At 73.0% G+C, this 18,788-nt stretch carries 12 protein-coding genes; 4 read left to right on the top strand and 8 right to left on the bottom strand.

Annotation, left to right across the window (positions count from 1 at the left end):
* The first annotated feature begins 63 nt into the window (after nt 1-63).
* Nucleotides 64-1,647, top strand: a complete 1,584-nt coding sequence (locus tag STTU_RS20810) for an MFS transporter (protein WP_007826445.1) — start codon at nt 64-66, stop codon at nt 1,645-1,647.
* Nucleotides 1,648-1,705: 58 nt separating this feature from the next.
* Here the strand turns inward: STTU_RS20810 and STTU_RS20805 are convergent, their stop codons facing one another.
* The gene (locus STTU_RS20805; RefSeq protein WP_007826444.1) at nt 1,706-2,899 is read right to left on the bottom strand and encodes an acyltransferase family protein; all 1,194 of its coding nucleotides are present in this window, start codon (nt 2,897-2,899) and stop codon (nt 1,706-1,708) included.
* A gap of 335 nt (nt 2,900-3,234) precedes the next feature.
* Between STTU_RS20805 and STTU_RS20800 the strand changes: the two genes are divergently transcribed.
* Entirely contained in the window at nt 3,235-4,425 is a 1,191-nt protein-coding gene (locus STTU_RS20800; RefSeq protein ID WP_007826436.1) for an acyl-CoA dehydrogenase family protein, read from the top strand.
* A 297-nt stretch (nt 4,426-4,722) separates the two neighbouring features.
* On the opposite strand, the gene STTU_RS20795 is transcribed toward STTU_RS20800, so the two are convergent.
* A complete protein-coding gene (locus STTU_RS20795) occupies nt 4,723-6,057 on the bottom strand; it encodes a carotenoid oxygenase family protein (protein ID WP_007826434.1) in 1,335 nt (444 codons plus the stop codon).
* A gap of 81 nt (nt 6,058-6,138) precedes the next feature.
* On the opposite strand from STTU_RS20795, the gene STTU_RS20790 reads away from it, so the two are divergent.
* Entirely contained in the window at nt 6,139-6,786 is a 648-nt protein-coding gene (locus STTU_RS20790) for a TetR/AcrR family transcriptional regulator (RefSeq protein WP_007826432.1), read from the top strand.
* Between the two features lie 70 nt (nt 6,787-6,856).
* Here STTU_RS20790 and STTU_RS20785 read toward each other — a convergent pair whose 3' ends face one another.
* The 5 genes from STTU_RS20785 to STTU_RS20765 are packed head-to-tail and all read right to left on the bottom strand — an operon-like array spanning nt 6,857 to nt 16,694.
* Entirely contained in the window at nt 6,857-7,396 is a 540-nt protein-coding gene (locus STTU_RS20785) for a flavin reductase family protein (RefSeq protein WP_043255851.1), read from the bottom strand.
* Entirely contained in the window at nt 7,393-7,875 is a 483-nt protein-coding gene (locus STTU_RS20780) for an acyl-CoA thioesterase (protein ID WP_007826428.1), read from the bottom strand. The genes STTU_RS20785 and STTU_RS20780 overlap by 4 nt, the downstream gene beginning before the upstream one ends.
* 1 nt (nt 7,876) lies before the next feature.
* Complete coding sequence (locus STTU_RS20775; RefSeq protein WP_078519016.1) at nt 7,877-13,768, bottom strand: type I polyketide synthase; 5,892 nt, start codon at nt 13,766-13,768, stop codon at nt 7,877-7,879.
* Nucleotides 13,765-14,775 carry a hypothetical protein gene (locus STTU_RS20770; protein WP_043255850.1) on the bottom strand — a complete coding sequence of 337 codons (1,011 nt, stop codon included), beginning with the start codon at nt 14,773-14,775 and terminating at the stop codon, nt 13,765-13,767. The genes STTU_RS20775 and STTU_RS20770 overlap by 4 nt, the downstream gene beginning before the upstream one ends.
* Nucleotides 14,772-16,694, bottom strand: coding sequence for a CRTAC1 family protein (locus STTU_RS20765; RefSeq protein ID WP_007826422.1), 1,923 nt, complete (start codon nt 16,692-16,694; stop codon nt 14,772-14,774). The genes STTU_RS20770 and STTU_RS20765 overlap by 4 nt, the downstream gene beginning before the upstream one ends.
* 775 nt (nt 16,695-17,469) lie before the next feature.
* On the opposite strand from STTU_RS20765, the gene STTU_RS20760 reads away from it, so the two are divergent.
* Nucleotides 17,470-17,877 carry an SgcJ/EcaC family oxidoreductase gene (locus STTU_RS20760; protein ID WP_007826418.1) on the top strand — a complete coding sequence of 136 codons (408 nt, stop codon included), beginning with the start codon at nt 17,470-17,472 and terminating at the stop codon, nt 17,875-17,877.
* An 88-nt stretch (nt 17,878-17,965) separates the two neighbouring features.
* Here the strand turns inward: STTU_RS20760 and STTU_RS20755 are convergent, their stop codons facing one another.
* Nucleotides 17,966-18,766, bottom strand: a complete 801-nt coding sequence (locus tag STTU_RS20755; RefSeq protein ID WP_007826416.1) for a TIGR03084 family metal-binding protein — start codon at nt 18,764-18,766, stop codon at nt 17,966-17,968.
* Nucleotides 18,767-18,788 lie beyond the last annotated feature (22 nt).

The following is an 18,788-nucleotide window of genomic DNA, read 5'->3' as shown; positions in this document are numbered from 1 at the left end:
CCGACTACCGGGAAACGGCGCCGCGCGGCGCCGTCCTCGGCGGTGACGTGAGAAAGGATCGCCATGAGTGACACGACGCAGGAGGCTCCCCCACGGGCCGGGCGGCGGGAATGGCTGGGCCTGGCCGCACTGGCGCTGCCCACGCTGCTCGTCGCCTTCGACATCGGGGTCCTGTTCCTGGCACTGCCCCACCTGAGCGCCGACCTGGGCGCGAGCGGCACCGAACAGCTGTGGATCACCGACATCTACGGCTTCATGCTCGCCGGTTTCATGATCACCATGGGGACGCTCGGTGACCGGATCGGCCGCCGCAAGCTGCTGCTGATCGGCGCGAGCGCCTTCGCCGCGGCTTCGGTGCTCGCCGCGTTCTCGACCAGCCCGCTGATGCTGATCATCGCCCGCGCGCTCCTCGGCATCGCCGCGGCGACGCTGTCCCCCTCGACGCTGGCCCTGATCAGCAACATGTTCCGCAACCCGAAGCAGATGGGCACCGCGATCTCCCTGTGGGCCTTCTGCAACTTCGGCGGGGCCGCGCTCGGGCCGGTCATCGGCGGGGTCCTGCTCCAGCACTTCTGGTGGGGCTCGGTCTTCCTGATCAGCATCCCGGTCATGGTGCTCCTGCTGATCTTCGGGCCCATCCTGCTGCCCGAGTACCGCGACCGCGAGGCCAACCGCCTCGACCTGCTGAGCGTGGTCCTGTCGCTCGCCGCGATCCTGCCGATCATCTACGGCATCAAGCAGCTCGCGGCCGGCGGCGACGACAGCTCGCCCGCGGGGGCGATCGTCGCCATCGTCGTGGGTGTCGTGTTCGGGGTCGTGTTCACCCTGCGGCAGTTGCGGCTGAGCAACCCGCTGCTCGATCTGCGGCTGTTCCGCAACACGAAGTTCAGCAGCTCCCTGCTGGCGATGCTGCTCGCCTCCGGGACGCTCGCCGGTCTGGGCCTGCCGACCAGCCAGTTCATCCAGAGCGTGCTCGGGCTGGACCCGGAGCAGGCCGGGCTGTGGCAGGCGCCGACCGGGGTGGGCATCGCGATCGGCGTGGTGGTCACCCCGGTGCTGACCCGGCGCATCCAGTCGCGCACCGCGATCCTCGGCGGCCTCGTGCTGTGCTTCGTGGGCCTGATCCTGCTCACCACCGTGACCAGCGACAGCAGCGCCGCCCTGGTGTCGCTGAGCGTGGCGCTGGTGGCACTGGGCATCGCGCCGATGTTCGTGCTCGGCACCAGCCTGATCGTCGGGGCGGCCCCGCCCGAGAAGGCGGGCTCGGCGGCGTCGATGTCGGAGACGAGCAACCTCCTCGGCTCGACGCTCGGCCTGGCGCTGCTCGGCAGCATCTGCGGGGCGGTCTACCAGTCCGGCATGTCCTCCTCGCCGGTGCCCGAGGCCCGGCAGACACTGGCCGAGGCGGTCGCCGCCGCCGCCGACCTCCCGGCCGCCCAGGCCCGTTCGCTGCTGGCCTCTGCCCACAGCGCCTTCACCGACGGGCTCAACACCGTGGCCGTCGTCGGCATCGTGGTCATCGCGCTGGTCGTCGTCCTGGCCTGGATGACGCTGGGCCAGAAGAAGGAGGGGGCCCCCGAGACCGAGGGCCCCGCGTCCGAGGCCCCGGGGGCGGTGGCCGACGGCGCCGGGACGAGCGCGCCCTGAGCAGGGTTCCGCCCGGTACCCGTCGTGACGGGGTACCGGGCGGAGGGGGTACGGCGGTTCAGGCGCCGGTCGCGGGGGCCTTGACCTCGCCGGTGCCGCCCACCCGCGCGGAGGGGCGGGGGCGCGGCCTGGACCATCTCCGCATGGCCGGCATCTCGACGCACCGGTAGAGCAGCCAGGCCAGGACGATGCTGACGGCGAGGCAGCCGAGCAGGAACAGCACGGCAACCGGCGTGCTCCACGACGTCTTCTCGAACGCGCCGTACCCCATCCACTGCCCCTTGAACGCCGCCTGCGCCGAGTTCAGCACGTTGAGGTGGATCAGGAAGAACGCGTACGAGATCTCGCCCAGCCAGACCAGCGGGCGACGGGCGAGCAGGGTGTCCCTGCCCTCGATGTCCCGGGCGGCGACGGCCGCGACGAGCAGGCCGAGCGGGAAGGAGTAGGGCGCCGCGAAGGACCACAGCTGCGGCAGCCAGAGCGACACCACGTAGACCGCGACCACACTGAGCAGGGCCGGGGCCAGGCGGACGCGGCCCCACTGTTCGCTCAGGACGATGCGGGCGAAGAGGATGCCGACGACGAACTCCAGGCAGCGCACCAGCGGGAACTGGTAGGCGAACCACATCTGCGGCCAGGAGAACTCGTCGTAGCCGGGGAAGACCGGCGAGTCCGGCAGGAAGGTCTTCGACAGCAGCGGCACGGACAGCGCCAGCAGCGCGACACCCGCGGCCCAGTACCAGAGGTGGCGGGCCGGGATCTTCCTGATGCCGATGATCAGGAACGGGAAGAGCAGGTAGAAGGCTATCTCCGCCGACAACGACCACGTCACCCCGTTGACCGCGAAGATGAGGTTGTTCATCTCCGGCACCCAGGCGTTCACCAGGAACAGGTTGGCAATGGCGGGCCCGCTCTCGGTCGCGGTGCCCGAGACGAGCAGCATGGCCAGGATGACCAGCCAGACCACGAGGTGGCTGGGGTAGATCTTGAAGAACCGGCGCCGCCAGAACCCGCCCATGGTGTCGGTCGGCTTCGCCACCCAGGTCAGCACGAATCCGCTGAGCACGAAGAAGAACGAGACGCCGACCCCTCCGGCGCTGTTGGTGATGAAGTCGTAGTGCTTCTCGACCGAGGTGTTCCTGAAGACGCCCAGATAGTGCGAATGGAAGATGAAGACCAGGAGCGCGGCAACGAATCGTAAGGCGGTCAGGGAGGGAAGTCTGCCTGGACGGTGGGCTGTTGGCTCGGTCATGGGTGCACCTGTCTCCTCGTCGGGCGGAGTCGGCCGGAAGCCGCTACGCGGTTCGGGGTGCATCATCAGGGCTGACGACCCCTCAGGCGTCTTCCAGATTGCGGGTTCTGCGCAGAGATTCTTCCAGCGTGCGGAGTTGTCCGGCGGAAGCCGTTTCGCGAGGTGGCCGGAGGGGCGGGTGGGGTGGGGACGAGGGCGGCCCCGCGCGCGTTCGTGACGGGTTCGCCACTCCCCCGCAACCCAGGAGATGTCACCCGCACCGGTGCCTGCCACGGTGGTCCAGGGCTCCGGTCACCGGGAGCCCGCCTCCTGTCCACGCTTCCCGAGGAGAATCCATGGACACCACCGACCTTGCGGACTCGCCGACCCGTGCCGACCTCGTCGCCCGCGCGGCACGCCTCGTGCCGACGCTGCGGGAGAACGCGGCCTGGGGCGAGGAGAACCGCCAACTGCACGAGGGCACCGTCAAGGCGATGGCCGAGGCCGGCCTCCTGCGCACCCGGCTCCCCGCACGCCTCGGCGGCTACGAGTCCGACATGAGGACCCAGGTGGAGGTCCTCGCGGAGCTGGCCAGGGGCGACGGATCGGCTTCGTGGACCGCCGGGGTGTGGTCCATCAGCGCGTGGGTCGCGGGCCTCTTCCCCGACGCGGTCCAGGACGAGGTGTTCGCCTCGCCGGACGACCTGGTGAGCGGCATCATCAGCGCCACGGCCATGGCGGTGCCCGCCGAGGGCGGCATCGTGGTCAACGGCAGGTGGTCGTTCAACAGCGGGGCGAAGCAGAGCAGGTGGAACACCAACGCGGCGGTGCTGGCCATGCCGGACGGCAGCCACCAGCCGGTCATGACCCTCATCCCGCTCGCCTCGCTGGAGATCGTCGACGACTGGCACACCGCCGGGCTGCGCGGCTCGGGCAGTGTCAGCACGGTCGCCCACGACGTCTTCGTGCCGGAGGGCTGGTACATCCCGCTCGGCGGCATCCTCCAGGGACACAGCGGCCACGGCAGCAACGCCGACGCGCTCATCCACCGGGCGCCCATCATGCCGACGGCGTGCGCCACGGTCAGCGCCACCGCGCTGGGTCTGGCCAAGGGCGCCCGGGACGTCTTCTTCGAGCGGCTGCCCGGCCGGAAGATCACCTACACCGAGTACACCGACCAGAGCCAGGCCCCGCTGACCCACCTCCAGGTCGCCGAGGCGTCGGTCAAGATCGACGAGTCCGAGTTCCACGTGCACCGCATCGCCGACCTGGTGGACAGCAAGAACGCCTCGGGCGAGCCGTGGACGCTGGAGGAGCGGGCCCGCGTCCGCCTCGACACGGGGGCGGCGTCCCAGCGCTCGAAGGAGGCCGTCGACATCCTGAACACGGCGAGCGGCGCCTCCTCGGTGTACACGCACGTGCCCATCCAGCGCATCGAGCGCGACGTCCAGACGCTCAACCTCCACGCGATCATGCACCCGAACACCAACCTGGAGCTGTACGGCCGCATCCTGTGCGGCCTCGCCCCCAACACGCAGTACCTCTGAGGCCCCGCCCCCGCAGGCGTCCCGGCCCCCGCACGCGGTCCCCGTCCCCGCGCCTCCCGCGCGGCGCCGGGGGCCGCGCGCCGTCCTGCCGGGGGGCGTCCTCGGACCGCCGGGCCCCACGCTTCCGCCCGCGACGCACCCGCCCGCCCCCGCGTCGCCCCCCGCCGCTCAAGGCGCGCTCGCGGCCCGGGACGCACGGACCCCCGCCGCGAGCCCCCGGCCTCCCCTCCGCCGCCTGACAACGCCCCGCCCCCGGTCGCGAAGTGCCGTGCGGCGCCCAGGTGTTCGGTGCGGTCTCTACGCCCCGGCGGTCCACGTCGTGTGGAAGCCGTGCGGCACCCGCACGGGCAGTTCCACGACAGCGACGGGGCCCCCGGTGAAGTCGGCGGTGTCGACGATCCTCAGCTCGCTCCTGTCGGTGCGGCGGTCGTGCGTGAGGCTCAGCAGCCAGCCGTCGCCCTCGGGTGCGCACGGCTCGCGCGGGACGAACACCGGCTCGCCCGTCGTGCGGCCGGGCGGCAGGTGATGCGCCTCGGTCCGCCCGGCGGCGAAGTCGTGGCGCAGCAGGGACGGCCCGCCGAGCAGTTCCCCCGTGCCGGGGGCGAGCGCCGTGGTGAAGGCGAGGCGGTGCGCGCTGCCGCGGTAGCGGTCGTCGATGCGCGGAGCCTCCTGGACGCGGTCGCACAACTGCTCCTCCACGACGGTGCCCGAGGCCGGGTGGACCGTCCAGCGCCACAGCGTCGGGCACGTCTCGCCGGGGCGCAGCCGGTCGCTGTCGAAGACGCGGGGGTGGCGCACGACGTCGACGACGAGGCCCCGGTCCGTCTCGTAGGCGTTGACGGGGTGGAAGACGAAGCAGGGTGCCAGCTCCACCCACAGGATGTCGTCCGGCCCGCCCTCGCGGGGCAGCAGCCCGAGGCGCGCGCCGTGGCCGTCGTCCCAGGCGTACGGGGCTCGCGGGGCCGCCGCGGGGTCGAGGACGACGGGCAGGTCGTAGAGGAGCGCGTAGTGCTCCGTGAGGGAGAAGGCGTGCATCAGGGTGGGGCGCTTGAGCTGGATCGGCACCGTGCGCCGGACCCGGCCGTGGACGTCGACGACGACGTGGACGGCGTGCGGGGGCTCGTGGCTGGTGGCGATCGCGTGGAGTTCGCCGGTGAGCGGGTCGTGCTGGGGGTGCGCGGCGAAGCCCGCGGGCAGGGTGCCGTCGAAGTCGACGCGGGCGGCGGTGTTCAGCTCGCGGTCGAGTTCCAGCGGGAGCGGCCCCCCGTCGCCCAGGACCAGGGTGCGGCCGGCGTGCCGGATGATGTTGCCGTTCGCGTTGTCGCTGAAGCCGCGCCGGGGCCCGGGGGCGGGCAGTTCGCCGAGCAGGCGGGCGGCGCGGTCGGTGCGCAGCCAGCGGTTGCGGTACCACTCGGCGCGGCCGTCGCGCAGCCGCAGGCCGTGGACCATGCCGTCGCCCGCGAAGGGGTGCCGGCCGTCGGGCCCGCCCAGCGGGTTCGGGCCGACGGTGAGGAGGGTGCCGTCGAGTTGCGGGGGGATGGCGCCGAGGGCCGGAGGGGCGAGGACGGTTGACTCACGCGCGACCGGGGGAACGGCGGAGAGGGAGGCCGTTGCGGCTTTCGATGCGATCATGGATCCGCCCAACGTATCGTATCGATGTTACATAACAGCGTTTGACCACATGATGGCGGCACAACCGAAGGGACGTCAAGGGTGAGTCCACGTCAGGCGGACCCAGGTCTCGGCGCACGCCTCGTCGAGGAGGCGGCGGGGATTCTGGCCGAGGAAGGACCGCAGGCCCTGACGACGCGTCGGCTCGCCGCGGCCGTGGGGACCTCGACCACCGCGGTCTACACGCACTTCGGCAGCATGGACGACCTGGTCCGGGCGATCGTCCGCGAGGGCTTCGCGCGGCTGGACCAGCGCATGGGCGAGGTCGCCGCGACGGGCGACCCGGTCGCCGACGTCGCCGCGCTCGGCCTCGCCTACCGGGGCAACGCGCTCGACCACCACTACCTGTACGGGGTGATGTTCGGCGGCTCGGGGCCGGGCGGCTTCAGCCTCACCGACGAGGACCGGCAGCACGGCCGGTACACCCTCGAACCACTGGTCCGCGCGATCACGGCGGCCATGGAGGCCGGGCGGTTCCGCGCGGGGGACGCGCGGCTGGTGGCCCACCAGATGTGGATCGCCCTGCACGGGCTGGTCACGCTGGAACTGGGCGGCTTCCTCGTCCCGCCGTACGACGCGGAGCACTGCTTCGCCGCGCAGGTGCACGGCCTGCTCGTGGGGGCGGGCGCCGCGCCGGAGGCGGCCCGGAGCGCCCTGGAGCGGGCGGGCGTCCCGTCCCCCGTGGGCTGAGGAGGCGCGCGAAAGGGCCCCGGGTCCCGGATGTGCCGCATCCGGGGCCCGGGGCCCTCGTACCGTCGCGCTACACCTTCGTCGGCGAGAGGTGGTGGAAGGCTCCCCCGTGGAAGAGCAGGGCCGGGTCGTCACCGCCCCGCCCGGCGTCGAGCACCGAGCCGAGCAGGATGGAGTGGTCGCCGCCGTCGTGGACCGCGGTCAGGCCGCACTCCAGCCAGGCGAGCGCGCCCTTGAGGATCGGCGCCCCGGTGTGCCGGCCCGGCTCGACGTCGACCCCCTCGAACTCGCGGGCGCCGCGCGGACGCCGCCGGTCGGCGAACCTGCGCGCGGTCGGCTCCTGCTCGGCGGACAGGACGGAGACGGCGAACGCCTTCTCGGCGAGCAGGGTGTCGTGGAGCGCCGCGGAACGCAGCACGCAGATCAGCACCAGCGCCGGCTCCAGGGAGACGGACGCGAAGGAGTTGGCCGTCATGCCGCGCGGGTTCTCCCGGCCGGTGGTCACGAGCGTGACCCCGGTCGCGAACGAGCCGAGGACGCGGCGCAGTTCGCGTCGGCCGTCCGGTCCCGCCGGTGGATCGACCGCTGTCGGCGGCCGTGTTCCGGTCATGGTGTCACCCCGCTCGGTGAGCCGGCCGGCCGCCCGGACGAGGCGCCGGGCGCCCCGGGGCCGTAGGGCCCCAGAGCCCGGCGCAGCGCCTCGGGGACGCGGGTCGGCCTGGTGTCGGTGTTCGGTCCGCGCATGCAGGCGACCCGCTGCCGGCCGCGCGCGACGAGATCCTCGGCGTCGCCGCGCAGCCGGACGTAGTCGAAGGCGAAGCCCACCTGGGTCTGCGTGAGGTCCTCCAGGCGCATCCGGATCGAGAGGCGGTCGAAGGCGGTGATCTCGGCGAAGAAGTCGCACCCCACCGAGAGCGTGAAGAGCTTCAGGTCCCCCCGGATGTCCTCCAGTACCTCGGGGGCGTGCTCGTCCAGGAACATCTCGCGGCAACGGCCTTGCCATCGGACGTAGTTGACGTAGTAGACGTTTCCGACCAGGTTCGTCTCCTCGAAGCCGACCGTGTGGCGCAGCTCGTAGTAGGGGAGCATGTCAGCCGTTCCCTTCCGTCATGACCGCGAAGAGCGCGGGCCGCGGGGCGTCGCGCAGCAGCGCCGCGACGGTGGCGATCCGGGCACCGCCGGAGCGGAGGACCACCCACCGCTCCTCCGCCGGTGCCGCGTCGACGGTCAGCTCCACCCGCGCGTGCCCGTTCTTGCGCAGGCACTCGACCGCGCCCCAGACGCGCGAGGCGGCGAGCGACAGGTCCTCGCCCCGGTCGGCCACGAGCAGCCGGGCCAGCGCGAATCCCTCGGCCCCGAGCAGCCCCTCCCAGTCGGCGGCGGAGCGCTCGTCGACGCTCTGCACGTCGCAGGCCACGACCCGCTCCGCCGCGACCGCGAAGGTCACACCCGCGCCGTGCGAGGCGGAGACGGCGGGGCCGCCGTCGACCTCGGGACGACCGTCGGGGCGGTGGCGCAGCGTCACCGGGCGGGCCAGCGCCTGGCCGAGGGCGTGAGCGGTACGGGCCCGGCGGGCCTCGACGCCCTCGGCGGAGCCGGGCAGCACGGCGCACCGCACGGGGGCGGGCAGCACCGCTTCGAGGCGGCGCTCCAGGTAGGGGCCGAGCAGCGCCGGCTCCCAGGGCCCGTAGCCGTCCAGCTTGCGGACGGCGCGCAGCTCCAGGCCCTCCCAGCGTTCGACGAGGTCGCCGCCCTCGTCGCGGACGTCGAGGTCGTAGACGTAGGTGTCGCCGTCGCGCGAGCGCTCCCGGGCGTGCAGGACGACGCGGTCGGTGCGCGAGGCCGCCTCGGGGTCGGCGAGGTGCAGCCGGGCGACGCCGACCGGGAGCAGGGTCGCGTCCGGCACGCACGCCTGGATGGTGTGCATGAGGGCGTCCCGGGTGCCGGGGTCGGCCAGGACCAGGCCGGAGGGGAGGTACCCGGCGAACCACGGCAGGTCCGCCCGGGTGGTGATCTCCGCGACGCACTCCTTGGCGGCCAGGTGCCGGTAGCCCGCCAGCCGCTGGAACCGGGTCCCCTGGAAGAGGACCGGCCCGTACATGTCGCTGGCCGGGTCCAGCGCGGGCGCGACGCCCGGCGGGACCGGCGGGCCCTCCGGCAGCGGCTCGCGCGGTCCGTAGCGCAGGTCGGCGCGGAAGTGGTCGGCGCGGAAGTCCGTCTCGCCGCTGCGGATGACGGCGCGGACGGTACCGGGCCCGGTGGTGAGGACCGCGACGCGGATCGTCGTGGCGCCGTCGGGGGGCACGGCGACCGGGCGCAGGAACTCCGCCCGCTCCAGCACCGGCGGCGTGTCCCGCCCCGTGAGCGCGGCGGCGGCCTGGGCCATGGCCTCCATGCCGAGCACGGCCGGGAGCAGCAGCACACCGTCGAGGAGGTGGTCGGCGAGGTAGGGGTCGGTGGCGGCGGACAGCTCGGAGTCGGCGACGAGTTCGACGCCCGGTACGTGGACCCGCACGCGTTCGGTGAAGCGGCGCAGGGGCAGATCCGGCTGCCCGAGGGTGAGCGTCGGGAGGCCGCTCGTGCTGCCCATGACCACCAGGGTGTCCGGGGTGTCCGGGTCGGCGAGCACGTGGCGGAGCATGGCGATGCCGTCGTCGGCCGGGATCGGCGCGATGCCCTCGCGGATCAGCGACTCCAGCACACCGAGCCGCTCCCCCATCCCGGCGCCCGCCCACACCGACCACTCCAGTGCCACGCAGCGGCAGCCGGGGAGGTCCTCGCGCAGCCGGGCGACGAGGTCGGTCATCCAGTCGTTGGCGACGGCGTAGTCGGCCTCGCCCCGCAGTCCCGCGCGGCCGATGATGCTGCCGAAGGTGACGAGCAGCCGCAGTTCCGCCGGATCGACGGCCGCGAGCACCGCCTCCAGACCGGCGATCTTGACGGCCAGGGTGCGGCGGAAGCCCGCCTCGTCGAGGTCGGCGAGCGCGCGCGGCTCGTTGCGCCCCGCGCCGTGCAGGACGGCCGTCACGGGTCCCAGGTCCTCGCGGACCCGCTGGACGGCCGCCTTGACGTCGCCGGTCGAGGTGACGTCGGCGCGGACGTAGCGGAAGCGGACGCCCGCGGCGGCCATGCGCCCGAGGTTGGCGGCGAGTTCGCGGTCGGTCTCGGGGTCGGAGCGGCCCAGCAGGCCGATGGCGCACCCGCTGCCGCGGGCCAGGTCGAGGGCGCACTCCGCGGTGATGCCCTTGCCCCCGCCCGTCACGAGGAGGACGTCGTCGGGGGCGAGCGGCAGCGGCCCGGGTTCGGCGGCCTCCGGGGCCAGCGCGCGCAGTACCGGGACGCGGCGTACGCCCTCGGCGTCGTAGTGCACCTCGCTGAACCCGGTGGTCGCGGCGACGTCCGCGACGACGCGCGAAGCGAGGTGGCCGGTGTCGGGGACGTGCAAGGGAAGGGTGACCACCGTGGTGGCGACGGAAGGGGCCTCCAGGTGCAGGGTCTTCGCCAGCCCGGCGGCACCCCGGCGGTCGCCGACCGCGACGAAGCGCGCGGCCGGAGCGGAGGGCGCGAGCGCGGCCCGCGCGGCGGAGAGCATCAGCGCGACGTGCTCCTCGTCGCAGTCGGTCGGGAGGCAGAGCAGGACGCCACCGCCCAGCCCCGCGGCGCGGAGGCGTTCGGCCAGGGGTTCCGCCAGGGGATGGCCGTCCGTGGCGAGGACGGTCCACTCCCCGGGGGCCGTACGGGGCGCGGCGGCCCCGGACAGCGGCGGGGCCTCCGGGAGCGCGGCGCCGCGCGCGGGCTCCGCCGGGCTCGGTGCCGCCGGGGGTCCGGCGTCCACCAGGTCCACGGCGAAGGCGCGCACCCAAGGGGCGACGCCCGCCACGGCGTCGGGCCGACCGGTCTCGCGCGGCAGCTCCGTGTCCGACAGCTCGTCCAGCAGACCGGCCAGCTCCCGCAGGGTGGAGGTGGCGAACGCCGAGGTGGTGGCGGGCGCGTCGATCCCGAGTTCGCGGGCCGCCTCGTTCATGATCTGCCCGACGGTGATCGAGCTGAGGTGCAGCTCGTCCAGGGGGTTCGTCTCGGGCGTGAGGGCGGAGAGCGGCAGCTCGGCGCGCGCGGCCGAGAGGCGCAGCAGTACGCCGAGGGTGTCCGCGTCCTGTTCCGGCTCCCCCGTCCCGGCCGGGGAGGCGTCCGGTACGGGGGTCGCGGCCACCGCGGTGGCGCGGGCCTCCTGTGCGGGGAGGTCGCCCTCGGGGGCCGACTCGCAGGGGTTGGCGAGGAAGCGGAACTCCTTGTCCAGCGGGAGAGGCCGGGTGAACCGGTCGCGGAACAGCTCGTCGAGACGGACCCGCGCGCCGAGGGTCCAGGCGGCGGCCACCGCGTTCAGGAGCCCGGCGAGCGACGTGCCGTCCGTGTCCAGGGCGAGCACGGGAACGTCCGCGGTCTGCGCCGCGAGCCCGCTCAGGATGCGGCCCGGCCCGACCTCCAGCAGCAGATCGCTGCGGCGCGCCACCTCGGTGACGGCCTCGGCGAACCGGACCGGCGCGAGGACCTGCCGGGTGAGCAGCTCCGCCGTGTCGGCGTCCTCCGCGAGCGCGCCGCCCGTGACGGTGGAGACCACCTGGCGTGTGAGGGGCTGGAACTCCTCGTCCGCGAGCTCTTCGGCGAAGGCCCGCGCGGCGGGGGCGACGGCGGGCGAGTGGAAGGCGTGCGAGACGTTGATGCGCTGCGCCGTGATCCCCCGCTCGGTCGCGCGTGCGCACACGCGCTCGACGACGGCGGCGGGCCCCGAGACCACGGTCTGCTGGGGGCTGTTGTATCCGGCGATCACGACGGGTTCCCCGGCGAGGAGCGGTGCGACGTCGTCGGGCCCCGCGGCGATGCCCGCCATGGTGCCTCCCCCGTCGCTGGCGCGTGCCATGACGCGGCCCCGGGTCGCGGCCAGCCGCAGCAGCCCGGCCTCGTCCATCGCCCCGCCCCAGTGCAGCGCGGTCAGCTCGCCGAGGCTGTGCCCGGCGGCGGCGGTGGCCTCGATGCCGAGGGCGTCCAGGACCCGCAGGCCCGCGACGGACGCGGTGACGATACGGGGCTGGGCGACCTCCGTGGCCACCTGGTCGCCGTCGGCCGGGAGCCGGTGCTCGCGGTAGAGGTCGTCGACCTCGGCGAAGCGGCGGCGCAGTGCTCCGCCGTCGGCGCGGCGGCCCGCGCCCTGGCCCGGGAAGAGGAACCCGATGCGGGGCTCCCTCGCGGACCGGCCGCCGAGGAACAGCCCGGCGGCCGGTTCGAGGAGGGAGTCGGCACCGCCGTCGACGCGATGGAGCAGCCCGAGGAGACGCTCCTCCGCCTGCTCCGGGGAGGACGCGACGACGGCGGCGTGCAGGGGCCGGCCGGCGAGTTCGGCCTGGAGTGTGGCGGCCAGGTCGCCGAGTTCGGCGTAGGAGAGACGTCCGGCGAGCGCGGCGAGGCCGGCGAGGCGTTCGCGCAGCGCGTCGGTGTCGTCGGCGTCGACGAGCAGCAGTTCGCAGTCCTGCCGGGAGCGCACCAGGCGGACCACGGACCGGGGCAGCGCGGTGCGGCGCACGCCGTCGGCGTGCTCGACGACGACGTGGGCGTTGATGCCGCCGAAGCCCATCGAGGACACCCCGGCCCGTACGGGTGCGGCCTCGGGCCACGGCTCGGCCTCGGTGGGCACGCGCAGCGCGGGCCGCTCACCGGCGAGTTCGGGGTGCGGGTCGTAGTGGCCGGTCGCCGGGGGGATGATCTGGTGGCGGACGGTCAGCACGGCCTTGAGCAGTCCGGCGATGCCCGCCGCCGCCTTGGTGTGGCCGAGGTTGCCCTTGACGCTGGTCAGCGCCGCGGGCGGTGCCTCGGGGTCGGCGGCGCGGCGCGCCTCGGAGAAGGCGCGCAGCTCGGTGCTGTCGCCGACGGCGGTGCCGGTGCCGTGGCCTTCCAAGTAGGGGACGGTCTCCAGGCCGAACCCGGCCCTGTGGTAGGCGCGTTCGAGGGCGAGGCGGTGCCCGGCCGCCTCGGGACGGGTGATGCCGCCGCGACCGTCGGAGGAGTACCCCCAGCCGGCGATCGTCGCGTAGCGGAACCGCCCCTGCGCACGCGCGTCGGCGTCCCGCATGAGCACCACGGCGCCGCAGCCCTCCCCCGGCCAGAAGCCGTTGGAGCCGCGGTCGTAGACCCGCATCTCGCTCGTGGCCAGGGCGCCCGTCTTGGCGAAGCCGATCACCTCGAACGGGTCGATGCTCAGGTCCACGCCCCCGGCGATCGCGACGTCCAGATGTCCGGCGCCCAGCCCGTCGCACGCGGTGGCGACGGACAGCAGCGAGGAGGAGCAGGCGCCGTCGACGGTGAAGCCGCCGCCGCCCAGGTCGAAGTGGTTGCAGATGCGCCCGGCGATGGTGTTGGCGAGGCCCCCGGCGAGGCTGTCCTCGTCGATGGGCGGGAAGGGGGACTTGTAACGGTCCTCCAGGCTCCCCAGGAACGCGGCGAGTTGCTCGTCCTCCCAGCCCTGTTCGCGCAGCGCGGCGCCGACGGTACGGCGTACGTACGGCCAGCGGAGCCGCATGAGGTTGGCCCGGCTGAACTCGCCGGTGAGGCTGTTGCCGATGACGACCCCGGTGCCGGCGGAAGGCAGTCCCTTGCCGTCCGGATACCCCGCGTCGGCCAGGGCCCGGCCGACGGTGTCCAGGGCGAGCCAGTGCGTCATGTCCGTGGAGCGGAACGTGGAACCGGCGATCCGGTGCTTGACGCGGTCGAACTCGAAGCCCTCCAGGACGGCCGCCTTCTGCGCGTAGTGGCGGTCGGGCGCGGCCGGGTCGGGCGAGTAGTAGTCCTCGCGGCGCATCCGCTCGTCGGGGAGGCGGCGGAAGGCGCGCCGTCCGGCGAGGACGTTCTGCCACAGCTCCTCGGGGGAGTCGGCGTCGGGGTACCGGCAGGCGATACCGACGACAGCGATGCGTTCGGGTTCCGTGGTCATGCGGTCACCGCCTTCGCCTGCCCGGTGTCGGTGCCGGGGAGGCTTGCCGTGGCGGCGGCGCTCTCGCGGCGCCGTCGCATCAGATGCGCGACCCACCAGCCGATGCCGCGCAGCGCGCAGACGATCGACGTGGCGAAGAACAGCGTGTAGACGACGTTGAACACCATCAGCACGCCGTAGACCGTGGCCACTCCCGCGCCGAACATGAACTGGTTGCGGGGGCGGCCGGGCGTCGTGCCCGGGTCGCTGATCATGTAGTTGGTGAAGAGCACGAAGGCCACCCCGCTCATCGTGCCGACGGCCGAGTAGACCGCGACGTCCCACACGAAGTGGCGGATCACCGCCTGGATGACGAAGCCGCCGAGCCACCCCACGATGAGCGCCACGCGCTTGGTCAGCACGCCGTTGATCACGGTCCCCGCCGTCGCGATGATCAGCGGGATGCCCATGCGGAAGAAGTTGTTGGCGTTCTCGGTGAACTGGTAGGGCGGCGCGATGCTGAACCAGGAGCCGAAGCACAGCAGCGAGACGGTGATGCCGAGGTTGGAGGGGTTCATGAAGTGCCGCATCCGGCCGTTGATCGGGGCCTGGAGGACGTGCTTGCCGCCGACGCCGATGACCACGCCGAACAGCACCGGCCACAGCAGGTCGTTGCCGTAGGTGAGCATCGAGACGGCGAGCGCGGTGATGTGCGAGGGCAGCAGGAACTCGTACACGCCCCGGGCGCCGCGGCCCGTGAAGCGCGGCGCGTGCCCCCGGGACCAGGCGCTCACGAGTTCGAGGCCCATCTCGGTCGCGTAGCCGGTGAGGACGGCGAGGATCGGCCAGAGCCACGGCTGCTCGAAGCCGAGCAGGGTGTAGCCGAAGACGTTGAGGACGCTGATCGATATGGCGAAGTTGCGGAGCGCGATGTAGCGCGCGTCGGGTTTGGGGGCGGCGCCGGGGGCGCCGGCCTGGGCCGTGGGCCCCGTGGGCCCCGTGGGGCGCTGGGTGACCGTCGCGGTCATCGGTTCGGTACCTCCTGGACGTCGTCGGCGAGCATCAGGGTGTGGCTGCCGGGTTCGAGGCGGCGCTTCTCCTTGTGGAGGCCGCCGTGGGTGTCGAGCCACTGCAGTTCGAGCGTCACCGGGCCGTCGTAGGAGCCGAGCCCGAAACGGACGTCGAAGCTGCGGAAGCCGCCGTGGCCGCCGCCCCCGTCGAGCTGGGCGATCTGCTTGCCGGAGGGGGTGGTGGCGCGCACCGAGGCGCCGTAGGCGGGGGTGCCCGCGCCGTCGTCGGTGTTGCCGGTGGCCGGGCGCAGCAGGTCGAGGTTCAGGTAGTTGCCGCGGTCGGGCGCCGTGTTGGCGTAGAAGGCGGGCGGGCCCCACTGGCGGGCCACGGCGAAGTCGAGCGCGCCGGTGCCGGTGGTGTCGCCGGTGGCGACGGCGCGGGTGGGGGTCTTGACGGCGAGGCCGAGGTCCTCGCTGATGTTGGCGTACTTCCCGTTGGGCGTACGGGCGTAGAAGGCCAGCGCCTCGTGGCCGGCGATGTCGTCGCCGGGCTGGACGTTGGGCCACATCGCCGGGTTCTGGAGCAGCAGGTCGTTGGCCGTGGCCATCTCCTGGAGCCAGGGCCAGCGGTCGATCTTGCCCTTGACGAAGCCGTCGGTCTGGATGACCGCCTGCTTGCCCTCGTTGCGGAAGTCGCCCATCTTGACGTCCCAGCCCCAGCCGGTCCAGGCCATGCGGTACTCGCGGGCCTTCTGGGTGAACGGCGCCTCTCCGGCGGCCAGTTTGCGGCGCATCTCGGACTCGTCGGCGGCTTCGTTCTTCCAGACGAAGTTCGATTCCTCCAGGCCCCAGGCGACCGTGATGTTGCTGACGATCATGTCGAAGCGGCCGGTGCCGTCGAGGTCGGCGAAGTCGACGCCCATGCCCTTGAAGGAACCGTTGCCGAGCACGAACGACTTGGGGGTGCTCGGGGTGCGCTTCCCCTTCGTCTCGGTGAAGCGGATCGTGCCGGGCTCGGAGCGGTTGTACAGCAGGTGGTCGTGGCCGAAGTCGTTGGCGATGTACAGCTCGTGACGGCCGTCACCGGTGAGGTCGGCGCCGGAGATCGCGAGCGTCCAGCCGGTCGAGGAGTGGTACGGGATCGCCTTCCGCTCCTGGGTGTACGAGACGGTCGGGTCGTTCCCGGTCGTGGACCCGGTCCAGCGCAGCACGTGGTCGCCACCGGCGTTCCGGGAGTTGGAGAGCGTGTCGTTCATGACCACGTTCTTCAGCCCGTGCGGGTCGAGCACGTCGGAGTCCGGGAAGTAGTTGCCGATGACGATGTCGGGGTGGCCGTCGCCGTCGAGGTCGCCGACGTAGGCGGCGTCCGTGTTCCAGCGCGGTCCGTGGTACTTGCCGTCCTTCGACTCGGAGGGCACCAGCTCGCGGGGGGTGTAGGCGCGCGGCGAGGGCGTCTTCGCGTCGGCGCGGGCCAGGAACACGATCGGGGTGCGGCCCCAGTAGGTGGCGAGCATGTCCATGCGCCCGTCGCCGTTGAAGTCCCCGAAGGTGCAGCCGGTCGGCGCCATCGTGTTGTCCATGGGCAGCGGGGCGGCGTCGAGGCTGAACGGGGTGAAGCGGTCGGCGGCCGGGGCGGTGGGCGTGTACGTGACGACCATGCGGTTGGTGCGCGTGTCGACGATGCACATGCCGTTGGGCCGCCCGTGCCCGGTGACATCGTTGATCGCGATGGCCGCGCCGACCGACGAGATCCAGGAACGGATCTTCTCGTAGGCCGGGTTGACCGTGCGGACACTGTGCTTGGGCAGCCGGTCGTAGCCCGGCGGCATCGCGATGGGCATTTCCTTGAAGCCGTATTTCTTCGCGACCTCCTGCCCGTCCGGTGCGGCTACCGAGACACGAGTGGCGGTGAAAAGCAGCGCGGCGACAAGGATCATTACCAATCCCGGCACCATTCTGCGGATGCGGCGGGCTGGAGTCACGGGTTTCCCCTTTCTCGACGGACACGGGGGACGACGGGGCAATTCCGTTGCATTCTCGGATCACCATGCGGTCCGGGCCGCTTGCCGGGCATCTCTCTCCGTGCTGCCCGGCGGTCACGGAGAGGAGTCGCGGCCCGGGGCGTACGGGTGCTGTCCGGAGAGCCCGCGAGGAGCCGAATGCGCCGCGGACAAGAATCCGCGATGTATCGCCCGGGGCACGCGGACAGCGCCCGTCGCCGGCCTCTCGCGGCGCGGAAGCGCGGGCCGGGAATTCCGGCCGGGGGACCGGCCTTTCAAGGGACGAATACTCCGGGCTTTCCCCGGCCACGTCCTCGGACGCGGTCGCCACCCAGGCTAGGAAGCGGCGCCCGCGCGGGCATCTTCGACAGTGCGAGGCCGCCGGGTCCGCCGGTCACGAGGGTGCGGGCGCGTGCCGGTCACGACGGGGCGGGCGCGCGCACACGGCCCGCGCCCCGCCGCGCGGAGGGAAGGGGAGCGCCCCGGTGGTCAGGGCGGACGGAGATTCCCCTTCGTATGCGCGACACGGCAATCAGAGAGAAAGACGAGAGGTCACGCGGGAGTTGATTCCCAGCTTTCCTCTTCTTCGTGCGAGCACCTTTGGTCTTTGTCCGGGGTGCGCCGCCACGGCATCGTCAAAGTTGTCCGAGTGCGGAGAATCCTGCCACGCTGTCGCGGACCGCAAAAAAACGAGCCCAAAGGAGAAACGAATATGGCGACCACCACCGGCTCCGGCCGCGCCGATCAGGAAGGCGCTGCGGCCGTTCCGCAGCGCATTGTCGCGGCGTGGGCGAGCCAAGACGCGAAGAAGTTCGCCGCGGTATTCACCGAGAAAGGAACGATGATCCTTCCCGGGTCCTTCCAGAAGGGCCGCAAGGCCGTCGAAGGATTCATGGCCGAGGCGTTCGCCGGCCCCTACAAGGGGACGCGGGTGACCGGTGAGCCGATATCGGTCGAGTTCCTCAGCCCGGACTCCGCGGTCCTCGTCACCGAGGGCGGTGTACTGCTGCCCGGCGAGAAGAAGGTGTCGGCGGAGCGCGCCGTCCGGGCCACCTGGGTCGTCGTCAGGGAAGGCGCCGACTGGCGGCTGGCCGCGTACCAGAACACGCCCACCGGCTGAGGCCGCTACGCCACCGAACGGGCCGGGGGCCCGGGGCAGTTCGCCCCGGGCCCCCGGCCCGTTCCGCCGTCCTCGCCGCTCCGTGTGCTCAGGCCGGTGCGGCGAACTGCCCCGGGCGCCGGCCGGGCCCCGCCGGGCCCCGGTACGCCTGCGCCAGGTCGAGCCACCGGTCGGCCTCGGGGCCGGTGGCGGTCAGGGCGAGGTCCGCGCGGTGGCGGCGTCGCGTGGCGAGCAGGCACAGGTCGGCCGCCGGGCCCTCGACGCGCTCGGGGGCGTCCGCCGCCCCCAGCTCCCACACCTCGCCCGAGGGCGCCGTCAGGCGGAAGCCGAACCCGGTCGCCGGAGGCGTCAGTTCACGCGACTGGTACCCGAACTCCCACGTGGTGACCACGAACTGGGCGATGTGGAACACCCGGTCGGTGTACGTCCGCCGCACGCCCAGCGCGTCCGCGACGTCCTGACCGTGGGCGAACGTCTCCATCATCCCGGCGGCGGCGAGCACCGCCGCGGGGATGGGCCGCACCAGCCACGGCACGATGTGCCCCGGTTCGAGCGCGGACAGCGCCCGCTCGGTGGCGGCGCGCTGGCTTCGCCAGCGCTCCAGCAGCTTGTCGGGGCCGTCGGCGAGGTAGGGCAGCAACCCCCGCTGGACCGCCGCGTCGAACGACGGGCCGAGCCCGGAGACGTGGGCCTCGAAGGCCGGGGCGTCGGCGGCGGCCTTCTCCGCCAGCGCGAAGACCATCGTCAGGTGCGCGATCTGATGGGCGATCGTCCACCCCTCCGCGGGGGTGGCTTTCTCCCACCCGGCGGCGTCCAGCCCCGCGACCAGGTCATCGATCTCCTTGCCTTCGTCGGTCAAATCCGTCAGGACGTTCTTCTGCCTGAGCATGCGAATTCCTCCACTCTTTCCG

It is taken from the genome of Streptomyces sp. Tu6071, from assembly GCF_000213055.1.
Classification (GTDB): Bacteria; Actinomycetota; Actinomycetes; order Streptomycetales; family Streptomycetaceae; genus Streptomyces; species Streptomyces evansiae.
Note: the sequence above shows the minus strand (reverse complement) of the source record. Positions and strands in the feature narration are given on the sequence as shown.

What these genes read in the sequence shown, in the direction of transcription:
- STTU_RS20810 (WP_007826445.1), top strand. Translation starts at nt 64, where the DNA reads ATGAGTGACACGACGCAGGAGGCTCCCCCACGGGCCGGGCGGCGGGAA.
- STTU_RS20800 (WP_007826436.1), top strand. Translation starts at nt 3,235, where the DNA reads ATGGACACCACCGACCTTGCGGACTCGCCGACCCGTGCCGACCTCGTC.
- STTU_RS20785 (WP_043255851.1), bottom strand. Translation starts at nt 7,396, where the DNA reads ATGACCGGAACACGGCCGCCGACAGCGGTCGATCCACCGGCGGGACCG.
- STTU_RS20765 (WP_007826422.1), bottom strand. Translation starts at nt 16,694, where the DNA reads ATGATCCTTGTCGCCGCGCTGCTTTTCACCGCCACTCGTGTCTCGGTA.
- STTU_RS20795 (WP_007826434.1), bottom strand. Translation starts at nt 6,057, where the DNA reads ATGATCGCATCGAAAGCCGCAACGGCCTCCCTCTCCGCCGTTCCCCCG.
- STTU_RS20755 (WP_007826416.1), bottom strand. Translation starts at nt 18,766, where the DNA reads ATGCTCAGGCAGAAGAACGTCCTGACGGATTTGACCGACGAAGGCAAG.
- STTU_RS20775 (WP_078519016.1), bottom strand. Translation starts at nt 13,768, where the DNA reads ATGACCACGGAACCCGAACGCATCGCTGTCGTCGGTATCGCCTGCCGG.
- STTU_RS20780 (WP_007826428.1), bottom strand. Translation starts at nt 7,875, where the DNA reads ATGCTCCCCTACTACGAGCTGCGCCACACGGTCGGCTTCGAGGAGACG.
- STTU_RS20770 (WP_043255850.1), bottom strand. Translation starts at nt 14,775, where the DNA reads ATGACCGCGACGGTCACCCAGCGCCCCACGGGGCCCACGGGGCCCACG.
- STTU_RS20805 (WP_007826444.1), bottom strand. Translation starts at nt 2,899, where the DNA reads ATGACCGAGCCAACAGCCCACCGTCCAGGCAGACTTCCCTCCCTGACC.
- STTU_RS20760 (WP_007826418.1), top strand. Translation starts at nt 17,470, where the DNA reads ATGGCGACCACCACCGGCTCCGGCCGCGCCGATCAGGAAGGCGCTGCG.